We start from the raw sequence: 21,442 nt of genomic DNA on the forward strand, positions 1-21,442 counted from the left end.
TTAGGCAAGCTGAAGTAAACGATAACCTCGACCACGAACGGTTTGAATACGCTCAGGGTTATGCTCAATTTTCTTGCGGATATTACTTATGTGTACGTCTAGGCTGCGATCAAACGGCGCTAACTGGCGACCCAGTGCGGCAACCGATAGTTGATCTTTGCTGACCACTTGGCCTTTGCCTTGTACGAGTGCACGCAAAATATCAAACTCTGTTGGGGTTAGTTCAAGAGTTTGCTCGTCGCAACGTACTTCGTTTTGCAATGGATTTACATGAAAACCGGCAAATTCCAACGGTTCTGGGCGCACTGAGGTATTTGGGGTGCGACGCAATAGAGCCTTCACACGAGCAACTAGCTCACGTGGGTTAAATGGTTTTGGCAAGTAGTCATCAGCGCCAAGCTCAAGGCCTTGCACGCGGTCATCGTCGTCACCGCGAGCTGTTAACATGAGTACTGGCGTGCTACGCAACTGCTGGCGCAAACGTTGTAATAACTGAAAGCCGTCGATACCCGGTAGCATAACGTCAAGCAAAATAAGGTCATAAGAGCCACTCAGCGCGCGCTGAAGGCCGGTTTCACCATCTGGGGCAAGGGTTAACTGGTAGCCTTCTTTGGTGAGAATTTGCTCTAACATACTGCTTAATTCTGCATCATCATCTACAAGTAGAAGCTTAGTCATGTTGTTGTCCTGCATTTTGTGGAACAGCGATGAGTTCATGTTCTTAGGTAATGTTCTTACTTAATGTTCTTAATTATGTAAAGATTCGAGACGGTAATGAACCCTGTTTACTGAACTTTTACCTCCAGTAAACCCTCAGGCTATTACTGGCCTACTTGTCGCTGCTCTTGTTTTTACTCTTGTTGTCATTATTTTGGCTGCCATGAAACTCGGTTATTTTGCGGGCTAAAGTATTACGCCCCCAACCGAGTAGCTCGGCAGCATTTTGCTTGTGACCGTTGGTGTGCGCCAAAGCGGTCTCAAGCGCAAGTTGCTCAATGCTTGGCAATAGGTCATCTAAGATGTGGGTATGCCCTGCTTCGCAACGTTGTTTTAGTTCGTTGCTTAATAGTGTATACCATTGGGCGGAATTTGCCTGTGTTAAATCGCGGTAATTGGGGGATAAATCTTTCGGTAAATCAGCAACATCGATAACTTGCCCTGGTGCCATGACGGTTAACCAACGGCAGGTGTTTTCTAGTTGTCGCACATTTCCTGGCCACGCTGCATCCACTAATCGTTGCTCTGCAGCAGGGGTTAGCCGTTTGGGCGCACCCCCGAGTTCGGTTGCTGCAGCCTGCAAAAAATGCTGCGTTAGTTGCGGAATATCTTCACGCCGCTCGGCTAAACTGGGTAGCTGCAAGCGAATAACATTCAAGCGGTGAAATAAGTCTTCACGAAAGTCGCCTTGCTTCACCCTGCTTTCTAGATTTTGATGGGTGGCTGCAATAATGCGCACATCGACAGTGGCCGGTTGATAGCTACCTACCGGATAGAATTGCCCTTCGGCCAATACCCTCAGTAAGCGCGTTTGCACGGCGAGTGGCATGTCACCAATTTCGTCTAAAAATAAGGTACCGCCGTGCGCCTGTTCGAAACGCCCTTGGCGTTTTTGGGTGGCGCCCGTAAATGCGCCTTTTTCATGACCGAACAACTCAGACTCCACCAAGTCAGCAGGAATAGCGGCCATGTTCAGCGCAATAAAAGGCTTTTCTGCACGCGGACTGTGCTGGTGTAGCGCGCGCGCCACTAACTCTTTACCGCTACCCGAGGCGCCAGTAATCAATACCGTAACACTAGAGTGCGAAAGCCTGCCAATAGCGCGAAATACGTCTTGCATGGCCGGTGCATTGCCAATAATTTCGCGCACCTTGGTTGCCGTTTGCGTCGCTTCGCTCTTTGCTGCTGGAGTTTCACGCGCCAGTGCACGGCTGACCGTGTGCACCACTTCGTCTATATCAAATGGCTTCGCCAAATACTCAAAGGCCCCGCCTTGAAAGGCATTTACCGCAGAATCGAGATCAGAGTGAGCAGTCATCACTATCACAGCAATATGCGGAAATTCTTTATTGAGTTTACGCAGCACCGCCAAACCGTCTTCACCAGGCATACGAATGTCGGTCATGAGCACTTTGGGCTGCTGCTTGCTCAGCTCCGCATACAAAGTTTGTGCATCGGCGAAGCTGCGACTATTCAAATTAGCCCGCGCCAGCGCTCGCTCGAGCACCCAACGAATGGAGCTGTCGTCGTCTAGTAACCAGATGTCACTAGCCGACCGGCCGTTCTCATGGATATCCGTGTCATTCATGACAAACTCCGTTCGGTAACTTGGCCTGGGGTGTGACATATGGTGTCGCTATAGGGCAAGTAAACATTAAATTCAGTGTGACCTGGCTCTGAGCGTACCTCTATTTTGCCACCATGTTGGTGTACCAAGTTCTGCGCAATAGAAAGGCCTAAACCCGTACCACCAGCACGACCGCTAACCATAGGGTAAAACAAGGTGTCGCGAATAGTGTCGGCAATACCAGGGCCGTTATCTTGCACCGTGACAACGGCGCAGTGACGATAGCGCTTGCCATGAATGGTTTGCTGCAACGCTATGCGCGTGCGCACTGTTATTTGCGGCTGTTTGGTTTGGTTTTCTAACATTGCGTCGCAAGCATTCATGACCAAATTAAGCAGCACCTGCTCCATTTGTTCTGCCGCCATATTCAGCTCAGGCAAGCTAGGATCATAGTCGCGCACCCAGTCAATGCTCGGCCCCACGCCAAGACGCACCACGTCGATGACATGTTCAAGCAACTCGTGAATATTGCTTAGTTTGCGTTTAGGGAGTTCGTGCGAGCCTAACAAACGATCAACCAGCAGACTCAAGCGGTCGGCTTGGCGAATAATTAAGTCGGTATATTCTTTTAAAGACGGGTCTGGGAACTTTAAAGAAGGGTCTACCAATTCAGATGCCAATAGCTGTGCCGCCCCGCGCAAACCACCCAACGGGTTTTTTATTTCATGTGCCAACCCACGTACCATGCTTTGTGCCGCATGCAACTGCTGTTGCTGGTTGTTTTCTTGATTAATACGACGAATTTGATCAATTTGCCGCAGCTCTAACAAAATACTCAAGCTACCATCGGCTTGGCGAAGCGGCTGCGCAATAAACTCAATGGTAATGCGTTGACCGTCGTGCAAAATTAAAGTGACGTCGCTATCTGACACCGACTGCTCGTCATACAACGCGTGTTGAATAACCAGTGGGTCAAGACTGCTGAAATGAAATAAACTGAAAAATGGCTGTAACTGAAAACGCCGCAGACTGCCATCCAAAATGGCCTCTGCGGCAGCATTCATAGACCGAATACGAAGCTGATCGTCTAACAGCACGACGGCTGTTAATAATTGATCAAGATTGGGTTGCATTCGGCTGCACCACACTGGCGCGCAGCACAAATACCGCCACAGTATCTGAACGCGCCACTTGCTGATTATTGACGTCGACAATGCGCACAAATAGGCGCCGTTCACCGCGATCAATTTCAGCTAAGGTGACTTGTTGACTGTTGAAGCCACGCCATGCAGTAGCACCGTCAACCACCAGCTCGTAGTTGTAGCCGTCGGGCAGCTTCGATGGCTGCGACTGCCAGCTAACTTGCAGTTGGCCGTCGTTTGCTCGAATCGCTTGATTATGCTCAGGCGCTGTTATACTCACCCCAAACTCAACCGCTTTAGCGCTCGCCTCAGCGTTTTGGCTAATGCCAGCTTCCGCTTGCATAGCCGTGCTTGCAGCAGGCCCTGTCGGCTTCGCAAATTCAGTCACCGGAGCCGGCTCAACATCCACCTTCTCAGCACCACTAATGGGTTTATCTGAATAGGTTACCGTGCCATCGGCATTGCGCTTCTTATAAACTTGCGCTTTGCTTGAGTCAATGTGCAAACCGACGCCCACAAGGAACGTCAGCAGCACAGCAAGAATAACTAATGGTTTCATCGCTTCTCACTTCACCCGCGTAATTAAACGCTGTAATAAAGATCAAACTCAATTGGGTGCGTGGTCATTTTAAGCTTCATCACTTCTTGGTGTTTCAGCTTAATGTACGCATCAATCATATCGTCAGTAAACACACCACCGGCAGTTAAGAAGTCACGATCAGCATCCAACGCTTCCAAAGCCATTTCTAATGAATGACACACTGTTGGAATTTCTTTCGCTTCCTCAGCTGGCAAGTCGTATAAATCTTTGTCCATAGCATCGCCAGGGTGAATCTTGTTTTTGATACCGTCAAGACCAGCCATCAACAACGCCGCAAAACACAAGTACGGGTTCGCTGCCGGGTCAGGGAAACGCACCTCAATACGACGAGCCTTCGCACTAGCCACCACAGGAATACGAATTGACGCCGAACGGTTACGTGCAGAATAAGCCAACATTACTGGCGCTTCGTAACCAGGAACCAAACGCTTGTACGAGTTAGTCGTTGGGTTACAGAACGCATTCAGAGCACGAGCATGCTTGATAATACCGCCAATGTAATACAACGCCATTTCGCTTAAACCACCATACTGGTCGCCAGCAAACAAGTTCTTACCGTCTTTACTAATCGACATATGCACATGCATACCCGAACCGTTATCACCCACAATTGGTTTTGGCATAAAAGTTGCGGTCATACCGTATGAATGCGCCACATTGTGCACAACATATTTGTAAACTTGAATCTCGTCGGCTTTCTTAACCAACGTGTTAAAGCGCGTCGCAACTTCGTTTTGACCAGCGGTCGCTACTTCATGGTGATGTGCTTCGACCACTAAGCCCATGTCTTCCATTACGGTGCTCATGGTGCTACGAATATCGTGCGCTGAGTCAACCGGTGGCACAGGGAAGTAACCGCCTTTCACACCAGGACGGTGCGCCAAGTTACCTTCTTTGAACTCTTTACCCGAGTTCCATTTCGCTTCGTCTGCTTCAATTTTGTAGAACGAGCCACTCATGTCGGTGTGGAAACGTACGTCGTTGAATAAGAAAAACTCTGGCTCTGGACCAAAAAACGCCATGTCGCCAATGTTCATGCTTTGCAAATACTCTTCTGCACGACGTGCAATTGAGCGTGGATCACGGTCATAACCTTGCATCGTGTCTGGCTCAAGAATGTCACACACCACATTCATGGTGATTTCGTCAGTGAACGGGTCAAGCACCACAGAGCCACAGTCTGGCATGAGCACCATGTCTGACTCGTTAATGCCTTTCCAGCCGCTAATGGACGAACCGTCGAACATTTTGCCTTCTTCGAAGAACTCTTCGTTGATCTGCGAAACCGGAATGGTCACATGTTGCTCTTTACCTTTAGTGTCGGTAAAGCGTAAGTCCACGAATTTGACTTCGTTTTCTTCAATAAAAGCCATAACGTCTTGTGGTGTTGCCATGTGATCCTCCGCGATCGTACAGGTGCTTGAATGCAAGCGTGTAAAAACAATTTGGTTAGTATAGCAGCAAAAATAGTTGCTGATAGCGTCTTTGCCTAAATTTGCAACTTTTCGCCATTAATTGCACCAGAATAAAGCAAAAATAATGCCAACAATTTATTCTTCTTTTATTTCAGTTATTTGAGTGTTGAGCGGGGTTGGGATCGGCGCTTGAAAGTCATATCTTTGCACCATTATAGTGCATTTTATTGCGCCATACTGGTGCAACGGCCTGCCCCGGCGTGAAACGCCGGGCTACGTGCTTGGGTGATGACGGCGCTGCGCGCCACCCGGCGTGAAACGCCGGGCTACGTGCGTCGCAGTTGCGACGCGTATAGCAGCGGGATGACTACGAGGGTGAGAGCGGTGGAGACGGCGATGCCGAAGATAAGGCTGACTGCGAGGCCGTTGAAGATGGGGTCGTCTAAGATAAAGAACGCGCCCATCATGGCGGCGATGGCGGTGAGCGTTATTGGTTTCGCGCGTACGGCGGCGGCTTCAATAACGGCGTTATTGAGGTCTTTGCCGGCGGCTACTTCTTCGCGAATAAAGTCCACTAACAATATGGAATTGCGCACAATTATACCGGCCAGTGCAATCATGCCAATCATTGAGGTTGCGGTGAACTGCGCACCTAGCAATGCATGACCTGGCATTATGCCAATTAGTGTGAGCGGTATTGGTGCCATAATCACTAGTGGTGTCATGTAGCTGCCGAAGTGGCCAACGACTAACAGGTAAATTAGCAATAGGCCTACTGCATAAGCTAAGCCCATGTCGCGGAATGTTTCATAGGTGATTTGCCATTCGCCGTCCCATTTCATGGCGGTTTGGTTCCAGATGTCGGGCTGGCTGATAAAGGTTTGGGTTAGCTTAATATCGCCGGCTGCGTCGAACAGGCCATACAATGGGCTGTCGAGTTCGCCGGCCATGTCGGCGGTTACGTATACTACCGGGCGTAGGTCTTTGTGATAGATTGGCTGGGCAAATGGTACTTGCTTGCGTTCAATTAGCTCGGCAATTGGAATAGGCTGGCCGCTGGTTTGGCTAGTAACGGTTAAGCTTTCTAGTTGGGCTAGCTGTCCTTGCCAGTTGGCTGGTAGGCGTATTTTTACTGGCACGGGTTGAACTTCGTTCGGTAGGGCTAAATAAGTTACGTTCATGCCGCCTAGCGCGGTTTGCAGTACGTGCACTACTTGGCCGGCGCTGACGCCTAGTTGGGCGGCGCGCTCGCGATTTACTTGCCAGGTTTCTTGGCGTGCTTGGGCGACTAATGTGCTGTCGATATCAACCACGCCTTCGGTTTGTGCTAGCTGGGCGAGCACGTTGCGTGCGCCCTGCTCGCGCTGTTCGGCCGTCGGGCCATATACTTCGGCGACTATGGGCGCGAGTACTGGCGGGCCAGGTGGCACTTCGACAATTTTAAGCGACGCGCCAACGGCTTCGGCTATTGGTGTCAGCATTGGGCGTATGGCCAGGGCGATTTCGTGGCTTGCGCGATCTCGTTCGCCAAGTGCGGCTAGGGTCACTTGAATGTCGCCCATATTGGGCCCTTCGCGTAGGTAATATTGGCGCACTAAGCCGTTGAAACCAATGGGTGAGGCGGTACCTGCATATATTTGCGTTGCTTCTACTTCTTCCACTTCATCGAGCTTTTGTGCCAGTTGCATCAGCACGGTATTGGTTTGTTCGAGGGTGCTGCCTTCGGGCATGTCTAACACCAGCTTAATTTCGCTTTTGTTGTCAAACGGCAGCATTTTCATCACTACGGCTTGCACTACGGCTAAACCAAGCATAGCGACAATAAGAACAATTAAGCCGAAGCCCATGAAGTAACGACGCTTGCGGTGTGTCAGCAGCGGCCGCATAAGTTTTTCAAAGAAATTATGCAGCTTGCTAGCTTTGGCGGAGCTGCCGTGTTCGTCACCATGCTGCTCGTCTTTCAGCAGGTGTCGTGCTAACCATGGGGTTACGGTTAAGGCAATAACTAATGAGAGCAACATGCCCAACGACGCATTAATTGGGATAGGGCTCATGTACGGGCCCATCAGGCCGCTTACAAAGGCCATGGGTAGCAAGGCGGCAATTACGGTAAAGGTGGCAAGTATGGTTGGTCCGCCAACTTCATCTACGGCTGCGGGAATACCGTTTTTTAGTGACTTACCTAAGCCTAAATGGCGGTGGATGTTTTCTACCACCACAATGGCGTCGTCTACCAAAATGCCGATCGAAAAGATTAATGCGAACAGCGACACGCGGTTCAGGGTAAAGCCCCACGCCCACGAAGCAAACAATGTCATGGCAAGAGTGAGCACCACGGCGCTACCCACTACCACGGCCTCGCGCTTACCTAGCGTTAAGAGTACAAGGGCAACCACAGAAATTGTTGCGAAAATAAGTTTTTGAATAAGCTTCGAGGCTTTGTCGTCTGCTGTTTGCCCGTAGTTTCGTGTTACTTCTATGCTGATTTCTTCCGGCAGCCATTGTTGCTTCAGCGTATTAAGGCGCTGCAGCACTTGCTCGGCCACAACCACGGCGTTCTCGCCCGCCTTTTTGGTAATGGCCATAGTAATAGCTGGTTGCGCTTCGCCGCCGGCAGGGCGTGACCATACATAACGCGACGGCACCACAGCGCTGTCATGAATTGTGGCTACTTGCTCTAAGCGCACCGGTTTGCCTTCAACGTGCGCAACAATAAGCTTGCGAAGGGTGTCGGCACTGTCAATAAAACTGCCTGCTTGCACAGGAATGAGTTGGCCATCGCTAAACCGGTAGCCGGCTTGGCCACTTTGGTTTTGGCCTACAAGTGCTTGCGCTACCGCGTTGAAGTCTATGCCAATACGGCTAAGAGCGGTGTTGTCTAAAGCTACGTTAATTTGTTCTGGCTCGGCGCCAATCACTTGAATGCCGCGCACACCACTGACGTTTTGCAATGGCTCAACTAAGGTGTCGGCAACGGCTTTTAGGTTTTGCGATTGGGCTTGCGTTTCCAAAGTAATGGTTAGCCCCAAAATGGGCACGTCGTCTATACCGCGAGCTTTCACTAACGGCTGTGAAAAGCTAGGGTGCTGGCCTTGCCAGCTTGCTAGCGTGTCAAACAATTCAACCAAGGCTTTTTCGCGCGGCACACCCACTTCAAACTGTACCGTCACTAACGCTTGGCCAGGCTGCGACACCGAGTAAATATGCTCAATACCACTCATGCGAGCAAAATGCTGTTCTAACGGGGTGGCTAACTGGGCTTCAACTTGAGCCACTTCAGCACCCGGAAAGGCCACCATCACGTCGGCCATGGTGACATCTATTTGCGGCTCTTCTTCGCGTGGGGTAATTAGCGCCGCCATAATGCCTAGAATAAGCCCGAACACGGCTAACAGTGGGGTTAACTGCGAGCGTTCACCCCAGGCCGCAAGTTTACCTGCTATGCCTAAGGGTTTATTACTCATGGATGATCACCTCACCATCTTGTAAGCCACTAACCACTTCGGTCATACCGTTTGAGCTAGCGCCTAGTCGCACTGCACGCCAGCTATTGTTTTGCATACGCACTAAGGTTAATTCGCCTTGGCGGTGAATAGCTTGGTATGGCACTAGCACGCCAGGGTGCTCACCTACTTTAATTTTTACGGGCTGCCACTGGCCCGGAATAAAGTTGCTTTGTTGCGGTAACACTAAACGTATGCGCACTGTACCTGACTGGCTATGCACGGTTGGGAATACTTGCAACGAAGTGGGTTCAACGCCGTTAACACGGGCCCAGTTGAATTGTTTTACCGCACGGGCATAGCTAGCTGGAATGTCCACATGTAGGCGTAATTGGCTGGGGTCGAAACCTGACATAAGCGGCGTGCCTGGCTGTACTAGTTCACCGGGTTCCACCATGCGAACGCTAACGACGCCACCATAAGGGGCCTTCACTTCGGTGTACGATAATTGCTCTTCAGCACGCTCAACTGCGGCTTGCGCTGATCGCAATTGCGCTTTGGCATTATCAAGACGGGCTTTGGCACGGTCGCGTTCCGCGACAGACACTAACTGGCGTTCAACCAAACTGCTTATACGGTCAAATTCTTGTTGCTCGGCCACTAAGCTAGCATTCGCTGCAGCTAGCTGCGCTTGAGCTTGAGTTAGCATTTGGTATTGCTCAACCGAGGTTATGGTTACGATAGTTGCACCAGCGGCGACCGTGTCACCCACGTCAACCAACACTTTCTCAACGCGCCCAGACACTTGCGCCGATACCGTTGCACTATTGGTGGACTCAACCACACCTTGCAACTGCACATAATTTGCAATGGTGGTTTCATTCACTGTGTAGTCGGCAGCATTCGCTGTCATGATGACTGTGTTTGCACCGGCTGTTATAGCGAGTGCGGCGAACCAAAAACGTAAGGACATAATCACTCCTTGCCAATTCATACCCATGCCGAAACGGCTATTTGCTAAAATTATAGGGCACAAACTGGCAAGCGTGTATTATTTATTTCGTATTTTTCTAAATTAATGCTCTAGGCCACGTTTTATATACCAAAGTCATCAAACTTGATGTGCTTTGCCGGCACCTTCAGCTGATCTAACATAGCCAACGTAGCGCGTAGCATTGGCGGTGGGCCGCACACATAAACATCGACCTGATTCGGGTGCTGATGTGCCAACCACTGTTCTGCCAACTCGTGCACCATCATGGGTTTATCGTGCTTTGTTGCGGTTGATTCCGCGTCCTCAGACACCTCTGAAACACAACTGTGATAGTGAACGACACCCTGCGCGTGCAGCGCACGAAACTCTTGTTCATAGCACAGCTCTTCTGGCGTTCTCGCACCGTAGAAAAAGTGTATGGGCCGTGCCGACGACTGCTTTAGCTCACTTTGAATAAGCGCTCGCAACGGCGCCACGCCGACCCCGCCGCCAATGAATACCTGCATGCGTTGGCTGGTATTTCTGTCGGTTAGTAAAAACTCACCCATGGGCCCTTCGGCTGTCATTGTGGCACCAGGCTGTAAACCAAGCAGATAGCTTGAACCAACCCCAGGGTTTAGCCCTGGCTTTGGCGCTGGCATGCAGCGCACCGCCACCATAAAGGTGTTGTTTGGCATGCGGCTCGGCGCCGCAGCAAACGAGTAATTACGCCGCAGCGGTTCATGTTCATTGGCGGTTGGAATAATAAACTGCAAGAACTGGCCGGCTTGGTAAGCAAATGGTTCGGTACGATCAGCACAGCTAAATGTCAGTTCGCTCACACTTGGCGACAGCTGACGCTTGTGCTGCAGTACCAAGTTTAGTTGCTCGGCACCTTGATTCACCACACTAACCTTGGCTTTAGCATCAAACCGGTGCTGACAACCTAAGCGAATGCCTTGCGCAAGCTGACTATCCGTTAGCAACTGCTTATCGGCTGCATTGGGGGCTGGCACATTCGCGTTAAAACGAACCGTGCATAGGCCACAGGTACCGCCGCCACCGCAGGCACTGGCAATGGGTTGCTCACGCTTCTGAAAATACGCCAAATAGCTTGGCCGTTGGCGCGGGTTTAAGTCGCCACGGGCCAGGTTGCGGCCCAACAAAATCAGCCCAGACAAGGCAAACCACAACATGAACAGCGCCGCGCTTACCATCAATAAATGGTTAAAGTTACGGCCACCACTGTAGTCCATAAAATGCAGGCGGAAGGCCCAGTCGCCAAACACCCAAAGTTTATTGCGATGATCAACAATAGTGCCTGAGGCGCTGTCGACATAAATGCGAGTAGCCAAGTCGTCGGCAAAATTCACCCGAAAACCTGGCCCTTGCCAACCATAAATCTCGTCGCTGTTTGCCACCGCAGAAACGTAGCTAACACGGCCAGGCCCACGGTAACCAGCCTGAGCAATTTGGGTAGCCAGTTCGGCAGACGTATGCCAGAGGGCCCCTGTGCTGGCATTGAAATATTCAGTGCCGCGCTCGGTGCTAATGACATATTGCGGCACGCCATGCACAAGGCGGACCGACACACTTTGTATGGTGTTCGCCGTTAACGGCAGTTGCTTAAGCGGCACCATAGCAGTGCCCGTTGATGCACTCTGTAAGGCATCATGAAAATGAGTTTGCTGACGATACTGGTGCGCTTCAAGCGTACGATGCCCAGCAATCGAGAAATACATGCCGGTGATCAGCCAAATCATGACCTGCATACCAATAATCAAGCTTGTCCAGCGGTGTAGCCATTGTAAGAAGCGCATCATGAGCGCCCCCTAACGGCTTGGCGCCGAAAAATGGTGACTATGATCAGCAGTACGCCGGTAAACATAAACAGCGCGTTGCCAATAATGACCGCTCGCAACAGGTTGTTCTGAATGTCTGAGCGCGTGTCATAGTCCATAATGTGCAACATCCACATAATATCGAAACCACGCCAATAGGTGTGCCGTTTGCTCACGAGTTCGCCAGTTGTGGCGGAAAAATACAAACTGGTGCTGCCGCTGTCCGCAAAATTAGCCTGCCAAACCGGCAGTAAGCTTGGGCTTATTTCATTAGGGGCATTTTCGGTAAGCAAGGTTAGTTGTGCTAATGGCGCATCGCCCAGTGCATAAGTACGTTTAGCAATCGCACGTATCGCGTCTGCTGTAAGCGCAATGGGTTGCATTGTTTGGGCATCGAGCAGCTGCGTTTTTCCGCGCCGTGTTATGTGATACACCGCCTGCGGTTGCTCATTCAGCCACAAGCTGGTGAGGGTAATCTGCGTTGCTCGTGGAAAGCGCTCAACCACCGCAGTAAACTGCTCTGTAGTTGGCTGGGCTATGCTGCTGTGGTGGCTTGGCTTTACTAAGTGGTTACCGTGAATAAACGGCAATTCAAACAGCACCATGTAGGCGCCGCTAATGCTCCACAGCACCATTTGCAAGCCCACTAATAAAGCTAACCAGCGGTGCCAATGGCGCCACCGCTTGGCGTTTAAACGTTGTGTCATCTCGTTACGCTTTTTTATGATTGTAAACGACGCTTAAAGTACCTCAAATTGGATTAAGCCACCACCCCGACAAGTTCGCATGCACAGTTTTGTCTGACGCTTTTCATTGCCACCGCCGCACAACAATGCCAAAATTCAGCACCGTTTTAACATTTTGTGAGTGACATGTTTTTACTTATCGTTTTTGCTTTTATTGCTGTTGGTATTTCGTTTTTATGCTCTATTTTAGAGGCCGCGTTACTTTCTATTACGCCCAGCTATGTGGCCCAATTAAAAGAGCAACAGCCGAAGCTACATGCCAAATTGCAGAAGTTAAAAACCAATATTGATCAGCCGTTAGCGGCTATTTTGACCTTAAATACCGTCGCGCACACAGCCGGTGCAGCTGGTGTAGGCGCTCAAGTAGGGGTGGTATTTGGCGATGGTTACTTAGCAGTGGCCTCAGCAGTCATGACGGTGCTTATCTTGGTGCTCTCCGAAATTTTGCCAAAAACCATCGGGGCTAAATTTTGGCGTCAGTTAGCACCCATGCTGCCAGGTATTTTGAATTTCTTGATCATGATTTTGCGCCCGTTTATTTGGATGTCTGATCAAATTACTAAACGCATTGGCGGCGAAGAGCATGTCGATGTGCGCTCAGAAATTAAAGCACTTTCAACCCTTGGCCATGAACAAAAACTGATTGATAGCGACGAGCGCCGTGTGATTAACAATATGCTCGACTTGCACACGATTCGAGTACGTGACGTCATGACACCGCGCACGGTTTGTGAGTCGGTGCGCCCAGATGAAACCATTAGTGAGTTTTTGTATCAAGTGAAAGCCATGCCGTATTCACGCTTCCCAATTATTGACGCAGACGAAGTGCCACACGGCATTATTTTACGCAGTGAAGCGCTGGAGTCGGAAACCGAAAAAACCGTGAACCAGTTGGCTCGCGATGTTGAAGTCGTGTCTGAAACTGTTGACGTTGAACAAGTGATGCGCTTGCTACTTGAAAAGCGCCAGCACATGGCCTTGGTATTTGACGAGCATGGCACTTGGATGGGGCTAATTACTCTTGAAGATATAATCGAGACCATTTTGGGCCAGCCCATTATGGACGAAACCGATACCATTCCAAGTCTACGTCGCTATGCTCAGCAACGATGGGACAAGCGTCTTAAACAAAGCCAACCACAAGACAATTCATAAGCCGTCGAAAAAAACTAGCTTGTATAGTGGGGGACGCGTATAATACGCCGCTATTTTAACCAATGGCGGTTCACCCCGTCCCCTCGTGTTTTTACAGGCTTTATTAATGACTATTCAAGCGACTGAACTTTCCAAGCTGCGCAATATTGCAATTATCGCGCACGTAGACCATGGCAAAACAACCCTGGTTGATAAACTTCTGCAACAATCGGGCACTTTAGAAAGCCGCGGTGGCGTAGAAGAGCGCATCATGGACTCCAACGATCTTGAGAAAGAGCGTGGCATTACCATTTTGGCCAAAAACACGGCGGTTAATTACAAAGACTACCGTATTAACATTCTTGATACGCCAGGGCACGCCGACTTCGGTGGCGAAGTAGAGCGTGTACTGTCTATGGCTGACTCAGTATTGTTGGTGGTTGACGCGGTTGACGGCCCCATGCCACAAACCCGTTTCGTAACGCAAAAAGCGTTCGCACACGGCTTGAAGCCAATTGTGGTTATTAACAAAATTGACCGCCCAGGCGCGCGCCCAGATTGGGTTATGGACCAAGTGTTCGACTTGTTCGACAACTTAGGTGCTACTGACGAGCAGTTAGACTTCCCGGTGGTATATGCATCGGCATTGAACGGCTGGGCTACTCTGGATTACAACGACGTAACTGACAACATGGAAGCGTTGTTTGAAACTATTCTTGAAAAAGTATCGCCACCAGACGCTGACCGTGACGGCCCATTGCAAATGCAAATTTCACAGCTTGATTATTCAAGCTACGTGGGCATTATCGGTATCGGCCGTATTAAGCGCGGTACCTTAAAGCTGAACCAGCAAGTCACTATTGTGGGTGCTGACGGCAAACAGCGTAACGGTAAAGTTGGCCAAATTTTTGGTTACTTAGGCCTTGACCGTATTGAAACTGATCAAGCTAGCGCCGGCGACATTGTTGCTGTGACTGGTTTGGGCGAGCTTAAAATTTCTGACACCGTGTGTGCAGCTGGCAGCGTTGAAGCCTTACCAGCGCTTACCGTTGACGAGCCAACCGTGACCATGACGTTTCAAGTAAACACGTCACCGTTTGCTGGTAAAGAAGGTAAATTTGTTACCTCGCGTCAAATTCTTGAGCGTTTGCAGCAAGAATTGAAGCACAACGTGGCGTTGCGCGTGCAAGAAACCGACAACCCTGACCGCTTCCGCGTGTCTGGCCGTGGTGAGTTGCACTTAGGCGTACTTATTGAAAACATGCGTCGTGAAGGCTTTGAATTAGCGGTATCACGCCCTGAAGTTATCATGCGCGAAGTAAACGGCGTAAAAGAAGAGCCGTTTGAAAACTTAACTGTTGATATTGAAGAGCAGCACCAAGGCTCGGTGATGGAAAAACTCGGCTTACGTAAAGCTGAAATGACCAACATGACGCCAGACGGTAAAGGCCGTATTCGTATTGACTTTGTGGTACCAAGCCGTGGCTTAATTGGCTTCCAAACTGAGTTCATGACGTTGTCGTCTGGTACGGGTTTGATGTACCACAGTTTTGACCATTACGGCCCATTCAAAGGCGGCAACATTGGTCAGCGTATTAACGGTGTGTTGATTTCTAACGCCCAAGGTAAAGCATTGGCTTACGCGTTGTTTAACTTGCAAGAACGCGGCCGCTTAATGATTGGTCACGCCGAAGAAGTATACGAAGGTATGGTCATTGGTATTCATAGCCGTTCAAACGACTTAACCGTAAACTGTTTGAAAGGTAAGCAATTAACCAACATTCGTGCGGCTGGTACGGACGATGCGTTGTTGCTAACTCCGCCAATTCGTATGTCACTTGAGCAAGCACTTGAGTTTATTGATGACGACGAGCTGGTAGAAATTACGCCAAAATCAATTCGTATTCGTAAGCGCATGCTGACCGAAAACGAGCGTAAACGCGCTAGCCGTAGCAAAGACGACTAAACTATCAGCTTTACGTTAAAAAAGGGCGCCCATTTCGGCGCCCTTTTTGTTAGTCGCGGTTTTTGTTTTTCTTCTCACGACGTTTTTCTTTTAGTGTTTTTTGTGGTTTCTTTTTCTCTTTCTCTTTACTCATTACTCGCTCCTTTACGGTTGAGTGCTATTAAACGCCAACGACTTTCGCTGGCCCCTAAAACGACCGAAAATTCTGCGCCTAGCGGCAATGCAAGCAGTGCCAACCCAATCGGCGACAGGTAGGACACTTGCCCCCGATCTGGGTTGGCACGGCTTGGCTCGACAACTTGAAACGTTAAGGCCTGACCCGCGCGGCCATGGGATAAAATTTGCCGAACGGTCACTTCAGACCCAACTTCTGCTAATGGGTGAATACGTGATGAGCGCTGCTGCAATTGCTCAAAACGATGCATGAGATCAGACAGCAGCAAAGGGTGCTGCAACACGCGGTGTTGCTGGCACTGAAACAAACGATGATTAAAACACGAGGCTGAGTTGCAATAACTCAATACACGCGCAAGCACGGCATTTACTCCTACCGAACTGAAACACGAACATTTAGAATTAGGGAATTAACGAAACGGCCGACTGCGGATGCGCAATCGGCTTAAACTGGAAAGGTAAGTGCGGTACTTTGAATTGAAAAATCAGCTTTAAACATGGCTTCCTCTCTATGCGGAGCAGACCATAGCCCTTTCCGATAAGAAAGGCAAGCCCTTACACTACGTCAGAGTGAGGCAGCACAAAATAGAACACCGAGAAGAAGTGCAACACACTGCCGGCTAACACAAATACATGCCAAATAGCATGGTGATAACGCAGTGATTTCCACACGTAAAATATCACGCCAAAGGTGTAAGCAAGACCACCCGCGAGCAACAGCCACAAACCGCCCGGCTCGACGCTGTCTATCATGGGCTTGATCATAATTAACGCCATCCAGCCCATGCCGAGGTACAGGCTTAAAGAAAGCCATTTTTTACGCTCTTTCATGGCCACTTCCATAATTACACCAACCACAGCAATGCCCCACACCACGCCTAATAAACTCCAGCCCCAAGGGCCGCGTAGGTTTACCAAAGCAAAAGGTGTGTAAGTACCTGCTATCAATACATATATAGCGGCGTGGTCCATTTGCTGAAAAAACGCCTTAATACGCGGCCACGGAAATGCGTGATACAAGGTTGATGCTAAATACAACAAGATAAGGCTGGCACCATAAATGGCCGCACTGACAACATGAAAGGTGTCACCATACGAAACTGCCCATACCAACATAAAAATTAAGCCGACAATGGCTGCTATGGCTCCCACGCCGTGGGTTAACGCATGGGCTATTTCTTCGGCAACTGTGTAGGCTTTGGTTTTACTCACTTCACGGCTTCTCTATTTAGTTTCGCGCTCGGGCGTGTAATGGCCTTTGCTAATATTTTCGAGCGCTTTCATAAAGTTCTCGAACTGGCGTTCATTGTCATAATCAAGGTGGTACTTGTTATGAAACTCAAGTCGCATTTTAACACCATGCCCTTCAAGAAAAACCGTATACCCGTCAAAGTCTGTGTAACCGGTAATACCGTCTAAGGTTCGGCGCCCTTCATCATCGGCTTTGCCGTGTTCATGAATAGTTTCAAATGCGTCCAGTACAAGTCGTTGGTCAATATCATTTTTCATGGCCGACCTCCATTAAGTAACTGCAGGTTAAGTTGAATTCAGCATAGCACTTTAGCTGTGACTATATGATGAAATTTTCGTTCACTTACATACATGCATGCATGTTTGTTTAATTTCGACTATAATGTCACCACTTATACGGTACGAGGTGAATTGTGGTTCGTCGAACGAAAGAAGATGCGTTGACAACACGCCAAGAGTTGCTTGATGCAGCCGAACGCTTGTTTAGTGAAAAAGGGGTGTCGAATACGTCCATGAACCAAGTTTCGGAAGCAGCGGGGGTAACACGTGGCGCTATTTATCACCACTTTGAGAATAAGCTTGATCTTATTGATGCACTAATGGAGCGTGTGCGCCTGCCTGTTGACGACATGCGTGACGAACTTGCGCAAACTTACCACGGCGACCCCATTTCACTGTTGCGAGCCCGCTGTTTGCATATTATTGGTCAAGTGCAAGATGATCCGCACACCCAAGCTTTAGTCAATATTCTGCTGCACAAATGTGAATATGTTGACGACGCTTTGCCGATTCATTTACGCCATTTAAGCGGCCGCAATGCCTGCATTACCGAGTGCGTTGCGCTTGCCGATAAAGCCAAACAGCAGGGCTTGATTGACGAAAAATACGACTCAAAGTCGTGCGTGGTTGCGTTATTTAGCTTGGTTGATGGCTTAATGTATAACTGGCTGTTAGACCGTGACTATTTTGACCTATCCGCCACGGCCCTACAGGCCATTGACACCTACCTTGCTGGCTTAAAACCACGCGGCGCCTAAGCAGCACCTAGGCCGGCATGCAAGCCTACTCGCAAGGCGATCAACTAGTCGCCTTGCTTTAAAAAGTTCTTAATTTGTTCACTGTCGAACTTTGCAATGGTGTCGTCGCTAGCCTGGGGGCAGCTTAAAAACATGGGTGCCACCCAGCTTTGTACTGCCCCCATAACCACCATTAAGTGTGTCATAGCGCGCATAGCACCAAGGCGACCTGGCGAAGCACCAGCTAACAGCACTGTTTTACCAACCCACGGGTTTTGTTCAAGGCGCGTGGTCCAGTCAATTGCGTTCTTCAGCAATGGTGGTATTGAGCTGTTGTATTCAGGAGTGACAATAACCACTTTGGTGGCGTCGTTAATGGCACTGGCTAACTTTTGAATATTTGACGGTACGCCGTTTTCTTGCTCGTCGTCACCGTTATATATTGGTGCATCAAGTTCTGCGGCTTGGTAGGCGTAACAGGCTCGACCATCGGCTTCCGCCACCTCACAAATACGTTGTTGTAATTTACGGTTTACCGACTCGCTACGGCTACTACCAGCAATAATTAATACACTCATGCTTAACCCTCTTTCATTGCAGCAATAAACTGGTTCGACTCGTTTATAGCTGCTTCCATTTCGCGAATTAACGCCTGAATATCTGTTTGTAAGCTATTGTATTCACCACGAATGGCATCAACTGCCGAAGCGTTTAGGTTGTGCTTCAAAAACAATACGTTGTCCTGCAATTTTGCCAATACGGGGTCCATGGTTGCGGCGGCACGCTCCATACTGCGCAACAAACTGTTGTAGCGGCGCTCGGTGTCGCGTAGTGAGCGTTCGCTTTCTCGGCGCATTGTGTCGTTACTATACAGCTCGAGTTCATCTTGCCATTCGTCAAATAACGCTTGCGCCACATCGTCAATCGCTTCAATGCGATCACGTACGCGTTCGGCAGCGCTTTTACTGCTTTCATAGTCGTCATTCAGCGCGTTGTAGCGTTCTTCAAGTTCACCACCATCAAATTTCAATAGCTCATCTAAACGTTGCAATGCTGATTTGAACTCTTGCTGAGCGTCGGCTTGGGCATCGCGTGCGTCATCAACACGGTCAACCAAAATATCACGCTTATGTACACCAACTTTTTCCATGGCGCCGTAGTAGGCACTCTGGCAGCCCCCTAGCGCTAACGTGGCCGTCGCTAGCCACATTACGGTAACGAATTGACGCATAATTGCTCCTTGCTGATTGGTATTTTTGCTCTAAACGTGAACAAAACGATGGTTCGAGTATAGCTTAATAAGGCAGTGGCGCGCCATCCCAATGCCAAAAACCACCTGAATTTTCAGCATGTAACTGCTCAATCACTGCGGCAATACGTTGCGCTGATTGCGCCGGTGTATACAGTTTGTCTGCCGCTAAACGTTGTTGAAACGGCTCAGACAGCGCCGTGTCTGTGGTACCTGGATGAATAGCCGCTATACAGAGCTGCTTATGCGTACGTTTTAGTTCAACCGCCGCGGTTTTTAGCAGCATATTCAAGGCCGCTTTGCTGGCTCGATAGCTGTACCAACCGCCAAGGTAGTTATCACTAATACTGCCGACTTTAGCACTCAACTGCGCCCATATGCACGCCGACTTTTTCGGTAGCAACCCCAACAGCTGTTGCAGCAACAAAATAGGCGTGATGGCGTTCACTCGAAAGCTCTCGTGTAGCTGTTCTAAGTTCACGTCTGCCAATCGTTTTTCGGGCATAAAACTGTCATTGTGAAGCACACCCAGCGTACTAATGACCACGTCGGGCTGATACAGCTGTGGTAACACTGCCTGTAATTGTGCCGCGCTGTAGTCTTCAACTTGCAGCCAGCATACCTCTGGCAAACTACTAGCCTGGCGGCTTAGCGCCTGCACTTGGTGGCCAGCTTTGTGATAATGTGACGCCAATGCTGTACCTAGGCCGCCCCCAGCACCAATAATAAGAACATTCATAGAAACCCACTTTGGTACGTTGCAATTCATTAACCTATTTACGCAATGGCTCGGGTTTGGGATTATAGTGGTAATAAAATCAACGCTTGGCCGTAGAATAGACCATGCAACAGGGATAAATACATGAGCGATAACAACAGCGAAGCAACAGCAATGACCGCGTGGAAGGAACGTGGCCGCAAAGCATGGCGGTTCACCAAATACTTTGGTAAACGCTGTTTAGATGATCGTGTCACTATTGTTGCTGGGCATTTAACTTTTGTCAGTATGCTAGCTTTAGTGCCGCTGCTGGTTGTCATGTTTAGCGTATTTTCTGCATTTCCTATGTTTGAGCAGCTCAAAGAAGAGCTGGAAAAACTATTGTTCGCTAATTTATTGCCGACCTCGGGCGAAGAAATCAGCGAATACTTAAACCAGTTTGTGAGTAACGTTTCTAAAATGACCACCATTGGTGTGGTGTTTGTGATTGTCGTGGCAGTGAATCTCATTAGTACCATTGACGCCACCATGAACCGCATTTGGCGCAACCATAAGCGCCGCCGCATGGTGGTCGCACTTGCCGTGTACTGGATGATATTAACCCTAGGCCCTATTTTAATGGGCTCTGGTATGGCGGTAACCTCATACCTTATTTCACTAACAGCGGCGGCCGAAGAATATGTGTCGGGGGTACGCACAACGCTATTAAGCATAGTGCCTTTGGTGACATCGCTAGTGGCCTTTATGCTGCTGTATATTATGATGCCGAACCGTATTGTGCGGGCTAAACACGCCGTGTGGGGCGCCCTGCTAGCTGCCATTTTATTTGAGCTGAGCAAGAGTGGTTTTGCTGCTTACATTACTGCGTTTCCTAGTTATCAAGCCATTTACGGCGCATTAGCGGCCATTCCTATTTTGCTGCTGTGGATTTTTGTGTCGTGGAACATTGTACTACTTGGTGCCGAGTTAACCGCCAGTATTGAAGAGTTCTTCGACCCACCAGAAAGCACTGAAGCAACAGAGGCCAATGATCAATCATGAAAGCACTCATTCAACGTGTTAGCCAAGCGTCGGTAAGCATTAATGGCCAGCAAGTGGGTGCTATTGGTCAAGGTTTACTGGTTTTACTTGGTATAGAGCGTGACGATACCGCACAAGACGTGACGAAATTGGCACACAAAGTAGCCGGTTATCGGGTGTTTTCAGACAGCGATGACAAAATGAATTTAAGTGTGCAAGATATTCAAGGTGGGGTTTTGGTGGTGTCGCAATTTACCCTTGCGGCCGATACCAACTCGGGCCGACGCCCTAGCTTTTCCAGCGCGGCAATGCCCGACCAAGCCGAACCTCTCTACCGCAGCTTTGTTGCGGCACTGCAGCAGTTGGGGTTAACCACCGCCACCGGTGAGTTTGGGGCAGATATGGCGGTGTCATTGGTCAATGACGGGCCGGTGACCTTTATGCTGCAAACCAACAATAAAGGATAAAT

General features: G+C 49.5%; 20 protein-coding genes. 5 read left to right on the forward strand and 15 right to left on the reverse strand.

What is annotated here, in order from left to right; genetic code table 11:
- From ASC40_RS06725 to ASC40_RS06765, 9 genes are all read right to left on the reverse strand, one after another.
- A complete protein-coding gene (locus tag ASC40_RS06725) occupies positions 1-678 on the reverse strand; it encodes a response regulator transcription factor (RefSeq protein ID WP_055439023.1) in 678 nt (225 codons plus the stop codon).
- A gap of 151 nt (positions 679-829) precedes the next feature.
- Complete coding sequence (ntrC, locus tag ASC40_RS06730) at positions 830-2,305, reverse strand: nitrogen regulation protein NR(I) (protein ID WP_055439024.1); 1,476 nt, start codon at positions 2,303-2,305, stop codon at positions 830-832.
- Positions 2,302-3,417, reverse strand: a complete 1,116-nt coding sequence (gene glnL, locus ASC40_RS06735; protein ID WP_055439025.1) for a nitrogen regulation protein NR(II) — start codon at positions 3,415-3,417, stop codon at positions 2,302-2,304. Before glnL ends, ntrC begins: the two co-directional genes overlap by 4 nt.
- Positions 3,401-3,985, reverse strand: a complete 585-nt coding sequence (locus ASC40_RS06740) for a DUF4124 domain-containing protein (RefSeq protein ID WP_055439026.1) — start codon at positions 3,983-3,985, stop codon at positions 3,401-3,403. The genes glnL and ASC40_RS06740 overlap by 17 nt, the downstream gene beginning before the upstream one ends.
- A 23-nt stretch (positions 3,986-4,008) precedes the next feature.
- Positions 4,009-5,421 (reverse strand): glutamate--ammonia ligase, encoded by a 1,413-nt coding sequence (gene glnA / locus ASC40_RS06745; protein ID WP_072243409.1) that lies wholly within the window; start codon positions 5,419-5,421, stop codon positions 4,009-4,011.
- A 347-nt stretch (positions 5,422-5,768) separates the two neighbouring features.
- Positions 5,769-8,906, reverse strand: a complete 3,138-nt coding sequence (locus tag ASC40_RS06750; RefSeq protein WP_055439027.1) for an efflux RND transporter permease subunit — start codon at positions 8,904-8,906, stop codon at positions 5,769-5,771.
- On the reverse strand, positions 8,899-9,858 hold the full coding sequence (locus ASC40_RS06755) for an efflux RND transporter periplasmic adaptor subunit (protein WP_055439028.1): 960 nt from the start codon (positions 9,856-9,858) through the stop codon (positions 8,899-8,901). Before ASC40_RS06755 ends, ASC40_RS06750 begins: the two co-directional genes overlap by 8 nt.
- A gap of 122 nt (positions 9,859-9,980) precedes the next feature.
- Positions 9,981-11,681: a PepSY domain-containing protein gene (locus ASC40_RS06760; protein ID WP_055439029.1), complete on the reverse strand. Its 1,701-nt coding sequence runs from the start codon at positions 11,679-11,681 to the stop codon at positions 9,981-9,983.
- Positions 11,678-12,406, reverse strand: coding sequence for a hypothetical protein (locus ASC40_RS06765; protein ID WP_055439030.1), 729 nt, complete (start codon positions 12,404-12,406; stop codon positions 11,678-11,680). Before ASC40_RS06765 ends, ASC40_RS06760 begins: the two co-directional genes overlap by 4 nt.
- A gap of 165 nt (positions 12,407-12,571) precedes the next feature.
- Between ASC40_RS06765 and ASC40_RS06770 the strand changes: the two genes are divergently transcribed.
- On the forward strand, positions 12,572-13,600 hold the full coding sequence (locus ASC40_RS06770) for a CNNM domain-containing protein (RefSeq protein WP_055439031.1): 1,029 nt from the start codon (positions 12,572-12,574) through the stop codon (positions 13,598-13,600).
- A gap of 106 nt (positions 13,601-13,706) precedes the next feature.
- On the forward strand, positions 13,707-15,545 hold the full coding sequence (gene typA / locus ASC40_RS06775; protein ID WP_055439032.1) for a translational GTPase TypA: 1,839 nt from the start codon (positions 13,707-13,709) through the stop codon (positions 15,543-15,545).
- A 125-nt stretch (positions 15,546-15,670) separates the two neighbouring features.
- Here the strand turns inward: typA and ASC40_RS06780 are convergent, their stop codons facing one another.
- The 3 genes from ASC40_RS06780 to ASC40_RS06790 all read right to left on the reverse strand — a co-directional run bounded on the left by ASC40_RS06780 (position 15,671) and on the right by ASC40_RS06790 (position 17,228).
- On the reverse strand, positions 15,671-16,003 hold the full coding sequence (locus ASC40_RS06780) for a GreA/GreB family elongation factor (RefSeq protein WP_141656119.1): 333 nt from the start codon (positions 16,001-16,003) through the stop codon (positions 15,671-15,673).
- Between the two features lie 271 nt (positions 16,004-16,274).
- Positions 16,275-16,931 carry a PAQR family membrane homeostasis protein TrhA gene (gene trhA, locus ASC40_RS06785; protein WP_055439034.1) on the reverse strand — a complete coding sequence of 219 codons (657 nt, stop codon included), beginning with the start codon at positions 16,929-16,931 and terminating at the stop codon, positions 16,275-16,277.
- Between the two features lie 12 nt (positions 16,932-16,943).
- On the reverse strand, positions 16,944-17,228 hold the full coding sequence (locus ASC40_RS06790; RefSeq protein WP_055439035.1) for a DUF3081 family protein: 285 nt from the start codon (positions 17,226-17,228) through the stop codon (positions 16,944-16,946).
- A 155-nt stretch (positions 17,229-17,383) separates the two neighbouring features.
- Here ASC40_RS06790 and ASC40_RS06795 point away from each other — a divergent pair, with 155 nt between their 5' ends.
- Positions 17,384-18,007, forward strand: coding sequence for a TetR family transcriptional regulator (locus tag ASC40_RS06795; RefSeq protein WP_055439036.1), 624 nt, complete (start codon positions 17,384-17,386; stop codon positions 18,005-18,007).
- A 44-nt stretch (positions 18,008-18,051) separates the two neighbouring features.
- Here the strand turns inward: ASC40_RS06795 and ASC40_RS06800 are convergent, their stop codons facing one another.
- The 3 genes from ASC40_RS06800 to ASC40_RS06810 form a co-directional block, all read right to left on the reverse strand.
- Positions 18,052-18,564: an NADPH-dependent FMN reductase gene (locus ASC40_RS06800; protein ID WP_055439037.1), complete on the reverse strand. Its 513-nt coding sequence runs from the start codon at positions 18,562-18,564 to the stop codon at positions 18,052-18,054.
- Between the two features lie 2 nt (positions 18,565-18,566).
- Positions 18,567-19,217 carry a DUF2959 domain-containing protein gene (locus tag ASC40_RS06805; protein ID WP_055439038.1) on the reverse strand — a complete coding sequence of 217 codons (651 nt, stop codon included), beginning with the start codon at positions 19,215-19,217 and terminating at the stop codon, positions 18,567-18,569.
- 64 nt (positions 19,218-19,281) lie between these two features.
- The gene (locus tag ASC40_RS06810) at positions 19,282-19,974 is read right to left on the reverse strand and encodes an SDR family NAD(P)-dependent oxidoreductase (RefSeq protein WP_055439039.1); all 693 of its coding nucleotides are present in this window, start codon (positions 19,972-19,974) and stop codon (positions 19,282-19,284) included.
- A 123-nt stretch (positions 19,975-20,097) separates the two neighbouring features.
- On the opposite strand from ASC40_RS06810, the gene ASC40_RS06815 reads away from it, so the two are divergent.
- Both ASC40_RS06815 and dtd read left to right on the forward strand, forming a co-directional pair.
- Positions 20,098-20,994 carry a virulence factor BrkB family protein gene (locus ASC40_RS06815; RefSeq protein ID WP_342666847.1) on the forward strand — a complete coding sequence of 299 codons (897 nt, stop codon included), beginning with the start codon at positions 20,098-20,100 and terminating at the stop codon, positions 20,992-20,994.
- Entirely contained in the window at positions 20,991-21,440 is a 450-nt protein-coding gene (gene dtd, locus ASC40_RS06820) for a D-aminoacyl-tRNA deacylase (RefSeq protein WP_055439040.1), read from the forward strand. The genes ASC40_RS06815 and dtd overlap by 4 nt, the downstream gene beginning before the upstream one ends.
- The last annotated feature ends 2 nt before the right edge of the window (positions 21,441-21,442 follow it).

The organism is Pseudidiomarina woesei (genome assembly GCF_001418345.1).
In the GTDB taxonomy this organism is placed as follows: domain Bacteria; phylum Pseudomonadota; class Gammaproteobacteria; order Enterobacterales; family Alteromonadaceae; genus Pseudidiomarina; species Pseudidiomarina woesei.